Source organism: Citrobacter rodentium NBRC 105723 = DSM 16636, from assembly GCF_021278985.1.
GTDB classification, from domain to species: domain Bacteria; phylum Pseudomonadota; class Gammaproteobacteria; order Enterobacterales; family Enterobacteriaceae; genus Citrobacter_A; species Citrobacter_A rodentium.
On sequence record NZ_CP082833.1, the window covers coordinates 1,455,103 to 1,467,234 of the forward strand.

The window sequence follows — 12,132 nt, forward strand, 5'->3', positions numbered from 1 at the left end:
TTTACCTGGCGGTAGTCCATCTTACCCGGCCCGCGATTATCTCTTACCACCGTACTGCGCAAACCACGCCAGCATTCTCTGCCAGCCATCTTTGGCTGACTCTTCATGGTAGCTCGGGCGATAGTCGGCATTAAAGGCATGACCAGCCTCAGGGTAAACCACAATCTCCGCGTTGGCGTTAGCGGCGCGTAGCGCCTGACGCATCGTTTCGACGGTATCCTGCGGAATGCTGTTATCCTGCCCGCCATAAAGCCCTAACACCGGGGCGTTGAGATCGGTGGCGATATCGACAGGATGTTTCGGTGAATTCAACGACTTATCGCCGACCAGTTTTCCGTACCATGCGACGGCGGCTTTCAGCTGCGGGTTATGCGCCGCGTACAGCCAGGTAATACGTCCGCCCCAGCAAAAGCCAGTCATCATCAGTTGATGAGCATCGCCGCCGTTGCGGGACGCCCAGCTGGCGACGTGGTCCAGGTCGGCCAGCACCTGGGAATCGGGCACTTTGGCTACCAGGCCATTGATAAGCGTAGGGATATCGGCGAAATCATTCGGATCGCCTTCGCGGAAATAGAGCTCAGGCGCGATCGCCAGGTATCCCTCCAGCGCCAGACGGCGGCACAGGTCGCGGATATGTTCATGCACGCCAAAAATTTCCTGCACTACAATGACCACAGGCAGCGGCGTATCGCTTGTTTTCGGACGTGCGTGGTAAGCCGGCATCTCCTCACCCTGTGAGGGAATGGTCGTGAAGCCCGCAAGAATGGCATCGTCCGGGGTGTGAACCGTTGTCGAGGCAAGGGGAGAGGCAGCAGGTGCAAAGCCGGTTTGTTGTGATGTTGTCATGGTATTCTCCGTACCCTCAGATAATTAGCGCAGTGTTAACTATAGACAGCCTTTAACAAACCCACACTGCCTGATTCGGTTCAATTTTTGTGCAATGAAAGATGAAATCAGTGCATTAATGTGAGGGTTATCACTTTTATTGCGTAATGTTATGCAAGTGGTTTATCTCAAAGTGATAGGTATCACAAAAAGGGGCTGTATCCTTCGGTAAAGTATCTTTTTGCTTCTTCTGACCCAAATCGAATCACAGAGGAGTTTCTTATGTCCGGATCGGATGTTTTTCATCTCGGCCTCACCAAAAACGATTTACAAGGGGCTACGCTTGCCATCGTCCCTGGCGATCCTGAGCGTGTGGAAAAAATCGCCGCGCTGATGGATAAGCCGGTTAAGTTGGCATCGCATCGCGAATTTACCACCTGGCGCGCAGAACTGGACGGCAAGCCCGTGATCGTCTGCTCGACCGGCATTGGCGGCCCGTCGACGTCGATTGCCGTAGAGGAGCTGGCGCAGCTTGGTATCCGCACTTTCCTGCGTATTGGCACGACCGGTGCGATTCAGCCGCACATTAACGTTGGCGATGTTCTGGTGACCACGGCGTCCGTGCGTCTCGACGGCGCAAGCCTGCACTTCGCGCCAATGGAGTTCCCGGCGGTGGCGGATTTTGAATGTACCACCGCGCTGGTTGACGCGGCGAAATCGGTCGGCGCGACCACGCACGTGGGCGTCACCGCCTCTTCCGATACCTTCTATCCGGGCCAGGAGCGTTACGACACCTATTCCGGGCGCGTGGTCAGCCGCTTTAAGGGCTCTATGGAAGAGTGGCAGGCAATGGGCGTGATGAACTATGAAATGGAGTCCGCCACGCTGCTGACCATGTGCGCCAGCCAGGGCCTGCGTGCGGGAATGGTGGCAGGCGTCATCGTCAACCGCACTCAGCAAGAGATCCCGAATGCTGAGACCATGAAGCAAACCGAAAGCCACGCGGTGAAAATCGTGGTGGAAGCGGCTCGCCGTCTGATCTAATCCTCATGATTTCCGTATAAGGCCGACGCGTTCGGCCTTTTTATTTTGCGTAACGCCTCGCAGGAATTTCCTTTTAAACTGGACGTTTATACAGCACAATCCTATTTTGTGCAGGTGAGCGGCAGCGGCAGGAGGCATTTTGGACATCTCAATCGTAATTTACGCGGTGATAGCGCTGGTGGGCATTGCGCTTGGCTGGTTGATCGCCAGCTATCAGCACGCGCAGCAAAAAGCCGATCAGCTTGCCGAACGTGAAGATATGGTGGCGGCGTTAAGCGCGGCGAAACAGGAGCTTGCGCAAAGCGAGCACTGGCGCGATGAGTGCGAACTGCTGAATAACGAACTTCGCAGCCTGCGCAGCATTAACACCTCTCTGGAGGCGGATCTGCGTGAAGTCACCACGCGGATGGAAGCCGCGCAGCAACATGCGGAAGACAAAATTCGTCAGATGATCAACAGCGAGCAGCGTCTCAGCGAACAGTTTGAGAATCTGGCTAACCGTATTTTTGAACAGAGCAATCGCCGGGTCGATGAGCAAAACCGGCAAAGTCTTAACAGCCTGCTGACGCCGCTGCGTGAACAGCTGGACGGTTTTCGCCGCCAGGTGCAGGACAGCTTTGGTCAGGAGGCGCGCGAGCGGCACACGCTGGCGCATGAGATCCGCAATCTGCAACAGCTGAACGCGCAAATGGCGCAGGAGGCAATCAACCTGACGCGGGCCCTGAAAGGCGATAATAAAACCCAGGGCAACTGGGGCGAGGTGGTGCTTACCCGCGTGCTGGAGGCGTCCGGGCTGCGCGAAGGCTATGAGTACGAAACGCAGGTCAGCATCGAAAATGATGCCCGTTCGCGGATGCAGCCTGACGTGATTGTGCGTTTACCGCAGGGTAAAGATGTGGTGATCGACGCTAAAATGACGCTGGTGGCCTACGAGCGCTATTTTAACGCCGATGATGAGTACACCCGCGAAAGCGCGCTTCAGGAGCATATTGCCTCCGTGCGTAATCATATTCGTCTGTTGGGACGAAAAGATTACCAGCAGCTTCCGGGGCTGCGAACGCTGGATTACGTGCTGATGTTTATCCCCGTAGAACCGGCGTTTTTACTGGCGCTGGACAGGCAGCCCGAACTGATTACCGAGGCGCTGAGAAATAATATTATGCTGGTCAGCCCCACGACGCTGCTGGTGGCTTTACGTACCATCGCTAATCTGTGGCGCTACGAGCATCAAAGCCGTAACGCACAGCAGATTGCCGATCGGGCCAGTAAACTTTACGACAAGATGCGGCTGTTTGTGGATGACATGTCGGCGATTGGGCAAAGCCTGGAGAAAGCCCAGGATAACTACTGCCAGGCCATGAAAAAGCTCGCTTCGGGGCGCGGCAATGTACTGGCCCAGGCGGAAGCCTTTCGCGGATTAGGGGTAGAAATTAAACGCGAGATTAATCCGGAACTGGCGGAACAGGCCACCTCGCAGGATGAGGAGTACCGTTTGCGGGCCGTTCCCGAAGAGCATGAAAAGACACTGAATTACGACGATGATGGGATAAAACAGCAGTCGCTGTAGTCCGTTCAGCGTTGCCGGATCGGGCAGAAGAGTAGGGCAAATTGCCCCAATCTGTTACACTTCTTGAACAATTTTTTGATGAGCAGGCACTGAGATGGTGGATAATTCACAAGAAACGACGCACTTTGGTTTTCAGACAGTCGCTAAAGAGCAGAAAGCGGATATGGTGGCCCACGTTTTTCATTCGGTGGCCTCAAAATATGATGTCATGAATGATTTGATGTCATTCGGCATTCATCGTTTGTGGAAGCGCTTCACTATCGACTGTAGCGGCGTACGCCGCGGTCAGACGGTTCTTGATTTAGCGGGCGGCACCGGCGACCTGACGGCTAAGTTCTCCCGCCTGGTTGGCGAAACCGGCAAAGTGGTTCTGGCGGACATCAATGACTCAATGCTCAAAATGGGTCGCGAGAAGCTGCGCAATATCGGGATCGTCGGCAATGTGGAATATGTCCAGGCCAACGCCGAAGCGCTGCCTTTCCCGGACAATACCTTTGACTGCATTACCATTTCTTTTGGCCTGCGCAACGTCACGGACAAAGACAAAGCTCTGCGTTCCATGTTCCGCGTGCTGAAGCCGGGCGGTCGCCTGCTGGTGCTGGAATTTTCCAAACCGATTATCGAACCGCTGAGCAAAGCCTACGACGCCTATTCCTTCCACATTCTGCCGCGTATTGGTTCTATCGTCGCAAATGATGCCGACAGCTACCGCTACCTGGCGGAGTCCATCCGTATGCATCCCGATCAGGATACGCTGAAGGCCATGATGCAGGACGCCGGGTTTGAAAGCGTTGACTACTACAACATGACGGCGGGTGTGGTTGCGCTGCATCGTGGCTATAAGTTCTGACTGGAGACGGGAATGCCTTTTAAACCCTTAGTGACCGCAGGAATGGAAAGTCTGCTCAATACCTTTCTGTACCGTTCACCGGCGTTGAAAACAGCGCGCACGCGTCTGCTGGGCAAAGTGCTGCGAGTGGAGCTAAAAGGCTTTTCGACATCTTTAATTTTGCTGTTCGGCGAGCGGCAGGTCGACGTGCTGGGAGAATGGGCGGGCGAGGCTGACTGCACCGTCATTACCTACGCCAGCGTGCTGCCTAAGCTTCGTGACCGACAGCAGCTTACCGCGCTGATTCGCAGTGGCGAACTGGAAGTGCAGGGTGACATTCAGGTGGTGCAGAATTTCGTTGCCCTTGCCGATTTAGCGGAGTTCGACCCCGCGGAACTGCTGGTGCCTTATACCGGCGATATTGCGGCCGAAGGGATCAGCAAAGCCCTGCGCGGCGGGACTAAATTTCTTCGCCACGGTCTTCAACGCCAACAGCGCTATATCGCCGAAGCGATGACTGAAGAGTGGCGAATGGCGCCCGGACCCCTTGAGGTCGCCTGGTTTGCGGAAGAGACGGCGGCGGTGGATCGCGCTGTCGATGCGCTGACCCGACGGCTGGAAAAACTGGAGGCTAAATGACGCCAGGTGAAGTACGGCGCCTATATTTCATCATTCGCACCTTTTTAAGCTACGGACTTGATGAGCTCATTCCCCGGATGCGGATCACGCTGCCGCTACGGTTATGGCGTTACGGCCTGTTCTGGATGCCGAACCGACACAAAGACAAACTCCTCGGCGAGCGGCTGAGACTGGCGCTGCAAGAGCTGGGTCCTGTGTGGATTAAGTTCGGGCAAATGCTCTCTACCCGTCGCGATCTTTTTCCGCCGCAAATTGCCGATCAGCTCGCGCTGTTGCAGGATAAAGTCGCGCCGTTCGACGGCGAACGGGCGAAAGCGCAAATTGAAGCGGCGATGGGCGGACTGCCGGTGGAAGCCTGGTTTGATGATTTTGACATCAAACCGCTGGCGTCAGCATCCATTGCCCAGGTGCATACCGCCAGGCTGAAATCGAACGGTAAAGAGGTGGTCATCAAGGTTATCCGCCCGGATATCCTGCCGGTCATCAAAGCGGATCTTAAACTTATCTACCGCCTTGCGCGTTGGGTTCCGCGCCTGTTGCCGGATGGCCGCCGCCTGCGGCCAACCGAAGTGGTGCGCGAATATGAAAAGACGCTCATTGATGAGCTGAACCTGCTGCGCGAGTCGGCCAACGCCATCCAGCTGCGCCGTAACTTCGAAGACAGCCCGATGCTCTACGTGCCTGAAGTCTATTCTGACTATTGCAGTGAGAATATGATGGTGATGGAGCGCATCTACGGCATTCCGGTCTCGGATGTGGCGGCGCTGGAGAAGAACGGCACCAATATGCAGCTGCTGGCGGAACGCGGCGTGCAGGTATTCTTCACGCAGGTGTTTCGCGACAGTTTTTTCCACGCCGATATGCACCCCGGCAATATTTTTGTCAGTTATGAACACCCCGAAGACCCGCAATATATTGGTATTGACTGCGGCATTGTCGGTTCGTTGAACAAAGAAGATAAAAGATATCTGGCGGAGAATTTCATCGCCTTCTTCAACCGCGATTACCGCAAAGTGGCGGAACTGCACGTTGATTCAGGCTGGGTGCCGCCGGATACCAACGTTGAGGAGTTTGAGTTCGCTATTCGTACCGTATGCGAGCCCATCTTTGAAAAACCGCTGGCGGAAATCTCCTTTGGTCACGTGTTGTTAAACCTTTTCAATACGGCGCGTCGATTTAACATGGAAGTACAGCCGCAGCTGGTATTGTTGCAGAAGACATTGCTGTACGTTGAAGGAGTGGGGCGTCAGCTGTATCCGCAGCTCGATTTATGGAAAACGGCGAAGCCTTTCCTCGAGTCGTGGATCAAAGATCAGGTCGGCATTCCTGCTCTGGTCAGGGCATTAAAGGAAAAATCGCCGTTCTGGGTCGAAAAAATGCCAGAACTACCTGAACTGGTGTACGACAGTTTGCGCCAGGGCAAATATTTACGGCACAGTGTTGATAAGATTGCGCGCGAGCTTCAAGAGAACCATGTGCGTCAGGGCCAGTCCCGCTATTTATTGGGTATTGGCGTAACGTTATTGCTGAGCGGCACATTCCTGCTGATTAGTCGTCCTGAATGGGGGCTGACGCCCGGCTGGTTGATGGCGGGCGGTATCGTCGCCTGGATCGTTGGCTGGCGCAAAACGCGCTGATTTTTTCATCGCCCAGGACAGGTCGCATAACGTATAATGCGGCTTTATTATTTCATCATCTATCACAGAGGAACATGTATGGGTGGTATCAGTATTTGGCAGTTGGTGATCATTGCCGTCATCGTTGTACTGTTGTTTGGCACCAAAAAGCTCGGCTCCATCGGTTCCGACCTCGGCGCATCCATCAAAGGCTTCAAAAAAGCCATGAGCGATGATGATGCTAAACAGGATAAAACCAGCCAGGATGCCGACTTTACCGCGAAGTCTATCGCTGACAAACCCGCAGACGCTAAAACCGAAGACGCCAAGCGCCACGATAAAGAGCAGGTATAATTCGTGTTTGATATTGGTTTTAGCGAGCTGTTACTGGTATTTATTATTGGCCTTGTGGTTCTGGGGCCGCAGCGACTGCCGGTTGCAGTCAAAACGATTGCGGGCTGGGTTCGCGCATTGCGATCCCTCGCGACGACCGTTCAGAATGAGCTGACCCAGGAACTGAAGCTGCAGGAATTTCAGGACAGTCTGAAAAAGGTGGAAAAAGCGAGTCTGGAAAACCTGACGCCCGAGCTTAAAGCCTCGATGGATGAACTGCGTCAGGCGGCAGAGTCCATGAAACGTTCTTATAGCGCTAACGAGCCGGAAAAGGCGAGCGATGAAGCGCATACTATCCATAATCCGGTAGTCAAAGGGAACGAAGCGCAGCATGAAGGGGTCACTCCCGCGACGGCAGAAGTACAGGCCAGCGCGCCGGAACAGGCTCCTGCAACCGCTGAGGCGACGAAGCCTGCTGATGCGGACCAACCTGCCGTTAAGGCGAATGACGCTGAACCAAAACCCGCAACGCCTGTTGCTGGCACTTCCCCTACGACGAGTGATAAACCGTAAACATGGCTGTAGAAGATACTCAACCGCTTATCACGCATCTGATTGAGCTGCGCAAACGCCTGCTTTACTGCATTGTCGCAGTTATCGCGATCTTCGTGGCATTGGTTTATTTTGCCAATGACATCTATCACTTGGTTTCCGCGCCGCTGATTAAACAGTTGCCACATGGGGCGACCATGATCGCGACGGATGTCGCCTCACCGTTTTTCACCCCCATCAAACTGACCTTTATGGTGTCGCTGATCCTGTCAGCGCCGGTCATTCTTTATCAGGTCTGGGCGTTTGTTGCGCCAGCGCTGTATAAGCATGAACGCCGTCTGGTCGTGCCGCTGCTGATCTCCAGCTCTTTGCTGTTCTACATCGGTATGGCGTTTGCCTACTTTGTGGTCTTTCCGCTGGCGTTTGGCTTTCTGGCCAACACCGCGCCGGAAGGGGTACAGGTTTCGACCGATATCGCCAGCTACCTGAGTTTCGTCATGGCGCTGTTTATGGCGTTTGGCGTCTCTTTTGAAGTGCCGGTCGCCATCGTCTTGCTGTGCTGGGTCGGCATTACCACTCCGGAAGATTTGCGTAAAAAACGTCCTTACGTACTGGTTGGCGCGTTTGTCGTGGGGATGCTGCTGACGCCGCCGGACGTCTTCTCGCAAACGCTGCTGGCAATACCGATGTACTGCCTGTTTGAGGTCGGCGTTTTCTTCGCGCGTTTCTATGTCGGAAAGCGAGTTTCGCGGGATGAAGACAACGAGGCGGAAGCAGAAGCTGAGAAAGCCGGAAAGACAGAAGAGTAATTTCAACCGCCCGTCAGGGCGGTTGTTGTAAGGAGAGAAGCATGTTCGATATCGGCGTGAATTTAACCAGTTCGCAGTTTGTGAAAGACCACGACGAGGTGGTGGCGCGCGCGTATGCGGCTGGCGTGAACGGCCTGCTTCTTACCGGAACCAATCTTTATGAAAGCCAGCAGGCGCAACGTCTGGCGCAGCATTATCCCCACTGCTGGTCTACCGCTGGCGTCCATCCCCACGACAGCAGCGAATGGCGGGCAGATACCGGAGAGGCTATCGTCGCACTGGCCGCGCTGCCAGAGGTGGTGGCGATAGGTGAGTGCGGCCTTGATTTCAATCGTAATTTCTCCACGCCGCAGGCGCAGGAGCACGCTTTTGAGGCGCAACTGCGGATCGCCGCCGAACTACAGATGCCGGTCTTTATGCACTGTCGCGATGCCCATACGCGTTTCCTTGCGCTGCTCGACCCGTGGCTGGACAAACTGCCGGGCGCGGTGCTGCACTGTTTTACCGGCACGCGCCAGGAGATGCAGGAGTGCCTTGAGCGGGGATTGTATATTGGCATTACGGGCTGGGTGTGCGATGAGCGCCGCGGGCTGGCGCTGCGCGAACTGCTGCCGTTGATTCCGACCGAAAAGCTTCTGATCGAAACCGATGCGCCATACCTGCTGCCGCGTGATTTGTCGCCGAAACCGGCATCACGACGCAACGAGCCCGCGTATCTGCCGCATATCCTTCAGCGCATCGCGCACTGGCGTGGTGAAGATCCGCAGCAGCTGGCCGCCGCCACGGATGCCAACGCTGAAAAACTGTTTGGCATTACCCTGAAGTCCGCTTAAGGCCTCACTCCTCCGCGCGGAAAAAGCGTTTACAGCTTTCGGAAACCGGTATTTTTAACGCTCTGCTTCACCTCTTTATTCAGCAGGTTGAGCAGCAGCATAGAACGCGTTTCGCCGTCCGGTTCGGTGAAAATCGCCTGAAGCCCTTCGAAGGCGCCTTCGGTGATAATCACGCTGTCGCCGGGGTAGGGCGTTTCTGGATCGACAATGCCTTCCGGTTTATAAACAGACAGCTGGTGAATGACGGCGGAAGGTACCGTCGCCGGCGATGCGCCAAAGCGGACGAAGTGGCTGACGCCGCGCGTGGCGTTGATCGTGGTGGTATGGATCACTTCCGGATCGAATTCCACAAACAGATAGTTGGGAAACAGCGGTTCGCTGACTGCGGTACGTTTTCCGCGCACCATTTTTTCCAGGGTGATCATCGGCGTCAGGCAGTTTACAGCCTGTCTTTCGAGGTGTTCCTGGGCACGCTGAAGTTGCCCGCGCTTGCAGTACAGTAAATACCAGGATTGCATAATGACTCTTATCCGCTAGTTCGGGGCGCAAGCATAACAAAAGCTATGCGCTAAGTTAATTATCCCTGTCGTATTTCGGGCCGCTTGTTTGCGGACTGCCAGAGTTCACGCTAATTTAACAAAAATACAGCATCACGATGATGAACGCCGTATAATGAGGCGCTTACCCAGAGGCTATAATGGACGCCATGAAATATCACGATTTACGCGACTTCTTGACGCTGCTTGAACAACAGGGCGAACTGAAACGCATCACGCTTGAAGTCGATCCGCACCTGGAAATCACCGAAATTGCTGACCGTACGCTGCGAGCTGGCGGTCCTGCGCTGCTGTTTGAAAATCCGAAAGGCTATTCAATGCCGGTGTTGTGCAATCTGTTCGGCACGCCAAAACGCGTGGCGATGGGGATGGGGCAGGAGGACGTCTCCGCGCTGCGGGAAGTGGGTAAGCTGCTGGCTTTTCTGAAGGAGCCGGAGCCGCCAAAAGGTTTTCGCGATCTGTTCGATAAACTGCCGCAGTTTAAGCAGGTGCTGAATATGCCGACGAAGCGGCTGCGTGGCGCGCCGTGTCAGCAGAAAGTCCTCTCTGGCGATGACGTTGATTTAACCCAGATTCCCATTATGACCTGCTGGCCGGAAGATGCCGCGCCGCTGATCACCTGGGGGTTAACCGTGACCCGCGGGCCGCACAAAGAGCGGCAGAATCTGGGGATTTATCGTCAACAGTTGATTGGTAAAAATAAGCTCATTATGCGCTGGTTGTCCCATCGCGGCGGCGCGCTGGATTATCAGGAGTGGTGCGCGGCGCACCCTGGCGAACGCTTCCCGGTTTCCGTGGCGCTGGGCGCGGACCCGGCCACTATTCTTGGCGCCGTTACGCCGGTGCCGGACACCCTCTCGGAGTATGCGTTTGCCGGTCTGCTGCGCGGCACGAAAACCGAAGTGGTGAAATGCGTTTCTAACGATCTCGAGGTGCCCGCCAGCGCGGAAATCGTGCTGGAAGGGTATCTTGAACCCGGCGAAATGGCCCCGGAAGGCCCCTACGGCGACCATACCGGCTATTACAATGAAGTGGACAGTTTCCCGGTTTTCACCGTCACGCACATCACCCGGCGTGACGATGCGATTTACCACTCCACTTATACCGGACGTCCGCCGGATGAGCCTGCGGTGCTCGGCGTGGCGCTGAACGAAGTGTTCGTGCCGATTCTGCAAAAGCAGTTTCCGGAAATTGTCGACTTCTATCTGCCGCCGGAAGGCTGCTCGTACCGTCTGGCCGTCGTCACGATGAAAAAACAGTACGCGGGACATGCCAAACGGGTCATGATGGGCGTCTGGTCGTTTTTACGTCAGTTTATGTACACCAAATTTGTTATCGTTTGCGATGACGACGTCAACGCACGCGACTGGAACGATGTTATCTGGGCGATAACCACCCGTATGGACCCGGCGCGGGATACGGTGCTGGTCGAAAACACGCCCATTGATTACCTGGATTTTGCCTCTCCGGTCTCCGGGCTGGGTTCAAAAATGGGGCTGGATGCCACCAATAAATGGCCAGGCGAAACCCAACGCGAGTGGGGACGACCAATCAGAAAAGATGCCGATGTGACAGCGCGTATTGATGCAATCTGGGATGAACTGGCCATCTTTAATAACGGTAAGGGCGCCTGAGGCGCGAACGTACTGCCCTACAGACCCATAGAGGGAGCGCATGACAACCTTAAGCTGTAAAGTGACCTCGGTAGAAGCTATCACCGATACCGTATACCGCGTTCGATTAGTACCCGATGCGGCATTTTCCTTTCGTGCCGGTCAGTATTTGATGGTCGTGATGGATGAACGGGACAAACGCCCGTTCTCAATGGCGTCAACGCCGGACGAGCAGGGTTTTATTGAACTCCATATCGGCGCGTCTGAAATTAATCTCTATGCGAAAGCGGTGATGGATCGCATCCTGAAAGATCATGAAGTTATCGTTGATATTCCTCATGGCGAAGCCTGGCTGCGTGATGACGAAGAGCGTCCGCTGATCCTGATTGCGGGCGGCACTGGTTTCTCCTACGTCCGTTCAATTCTGCTGACGGCGCTGGCGCGTAACCCGAATCGTGATATCACGATTTACTGGGGCGGCCGGGAAGAAAAACACCTCTACGATCTCTCTGAGCTTGAAGCGCTCTCTGTGAATCACCCTAATCTGCGCGTCGAACCGGTGGTGGAACAGCCGGAAGCGGACTGGCGCGGGCGTACCGGCACGGTTCTCACCGCTGTGATGCAGGACCACGGCACGCTGGCGGAGCATGATATTTACATCGCGGGACGTTTTGAGATGGCGAAAATCGCGCGGGATCTGTTCTGCAATGAGCGCAGCGCGCGGGCCGATCGCCTGTTTGGCGACGCCTTCGCCTTCATTTAAGCAATAAAAAACCCGCCCCTGACAGGCGGGAAGAACGGCAACTAAATTTTCTGATCACAATGGCCTGGCGAAAAGGGTATTTCATCCCGCGATTTGCCCGGTATAAGTTGTAGGCCGGATAAGACGTTTTTACGTCGCCATCCGGCATCGTT

Annotated in this window: 13 protein-coding genes; 11 read left to right on the top strand and 2 right to left on the bottom strand. The window is 55.1% G+C overall.

Annotated elements, in window-relative coordinates:
• Positions 1-36: 36 nt before the first annotated feature.
• Positions 37-846: a dienelactone hydrolase family protein gene (locus tag K7R23_RS06860; RefSeq protein WP_012907903.1), complete on the bottom strand. Its 810-nt coding sequence runs from the start codon at positions 844-846 to the stop codon at positions 37-39.
• A gap of 261 nt (positions 847-1,107) precedes the next feature.
• Between K7R23_RS06860 and udp the strand changes: the two genes are divergently transcribed.
• The 9 genes from udp to tatD all read left to right on the top strand — a co-directional run bounded on the left by udp (position 1,108) and on the right by tatD (position 9,047).
• Positions 1,108-1,869: a uridine phosphorylase gene (udp, locus tag K7R23_RS06865; RefSeq protein WP_012907902.1), complete on the top strand. Its 762-nt coding sequence runs from the start codon at positions 1,108-1,110 to the stop codon at positions 1,867-1,869.
• A gap of 139 nt (positions 1,870-2,008) precedes the next feature.
• The gene (gene rmuC, locus K7R23_RS06870) at positions 2,009-3,436 is read left to right on the top strand and encodes a DNA recombination protein RmuC (RefSeq protein WP_012907901.1); all 1,428 of its coding nucleotides are present in this window, start codon (positions 2,009-2,011) and stop codon (positions 3,434-3,436) included.
• A 94-nt stretch (positions 3,437-3,530) separates the two neighbouring features.
• Positions 3,531-4,286, top strand: coding sequence for a bifunctional demethylmenaquinone methyltransferase/2-methoxy-6-polyprenyl-1,4-benzoquinol methylase UbiE (gene ubiE / locus K7R23_RS06875; RefSeq protein WP_012907900.1), 756 nt, complete (start codon positions 3,531-3,533; stop codon positions 4,284-4,286).
• A gap of 12 nt (positions 4,287-4,298) precedes the next feature.
• Entirely contained in the window at positions 4,299-4,904 is a 606-nt protein-coding gene (gene ubiJ, locus K7R23_RS06880) for a ubiquinone biosynthesis protein UbiJ (protein ID WP_012907899.1), read from the top strand.
• Entirely contained in the window at positions 4,901-6,541 is a 1,641-nt protein-coding gene (ubiB, locus tag K7R23_RS06885; protein WP_012907898.1) for a ubiquinone biosynthesis regulatory protein kinase UbiB, read from the top strand. The genes ubiJ and ubiB overlap by 4 nt, the downstream gene beginning before the upstream one ends.
• A 78-nt stretch (positions 6,542-6,619) precedes the next feature.
• Positions 6,620-6,874 carry a Sec-independent protein translocase subunit TatA gene (gene tatA, locus K7R23_RS06890; protein WP_024132980.1) on the top strand — a complete coding sequence of 85 codons (255 nt, stop codon included), beginning with the start codon at positions 6,620-6,622 and terminating at the stop codon, positions 6,872-6,874.
• Positions 6,875-6,877: 3 nt separating this feature from the next.
• The gene (tatB, locus tag K7R23_RS06895) at positions 6,878-7,426 is read left to right on the top strand and encodes a Sec-independent protein translocase protein TatB (RefSeq protein WP_012907896.1); all 549 of its coding nucleotides are present in this window, start codon (positions 6,878-6,880) and stop codon (positions 7,424-7,426) included.
• A 2-nt stretch (positions 7,427-7,428) separates the two neighbouring features.
• Positions 7,429-8,214 (top strand): Sec-independent protein translocase subunit TatC, encoded by a 786-nt coding sequence (gene tatC / locus K7R23_RS06900; RefSeq protein WP_012907895.1) that lies wholly within the window; start codon positions 7,429-7,431, stop codon positions 8,212-8,214.
• A gap of 41 nt (positions 8,215-8,255) precedes the next feature.
• Complete coding sequence (gene tatD / locus K7R23_RS06905; protein ID WP_012907894.1) at positions 8,256-9,047, top strand: 3'-5' ssDNA/RNA exonuclease TatD; 792 nt, start codon at positions 8,256-8,258, stop codon at positions 9,045-9,047.
• 29 nt (positions 9,048-9,076) lie between these two features.
• Here tatD and rfaH read toward each other — a convergent pair whose 3' ends face one another.
• Positions 9,077-9,565, bottom strand: coding sequence for a transcription/translation regulatory transformer protein RfaH (rfaH, locus tag K7R23_RS06910; protein WP_012907893.1), 489 nt, complete (start codon positions 9,563-9,565; stop codon positions 9,077-9,079).
• 179 nt (positions 9,566-9,744) lie between these two features.
• Between rfaH and ubiD the strand changes: the two genes are divergently transcribed.
• Both ubiD and fre read left to right on the top strand, forming a co-directional pair.
• The gene (ubiD, locus tag K7R23_RS06915) at positions 9,745-11,238 is read left to right on the top strand and encodes a 4-hydroxy-3-polyprenylbenzoate decarboxylase (RefSeq protein ID WP_012907892.1); all 1,494 of its coding nucleotides are present in this window, start codon (positions 9,745-9,747) and stop codon (positions 11,236-11,238) included.
• Between the two features lie 40 nt (positions 11,239-11,278).
• Positions 11,279-11,980 carry an NAD(P)H-flavin reductase gene (gene fre / locus K7R23_RS06920; protein WP_012907891.1) on the top strand — a complete coding sequence of 234 codons (702 nt, stop codon included), beginning with the start codon at positions 11,279-11,281 and terminating at the stop codon, positions 11,978-11,980.
• The last annotated feature ends 152 nt before the right edge of the window (positions 11,981-12,132 follow it).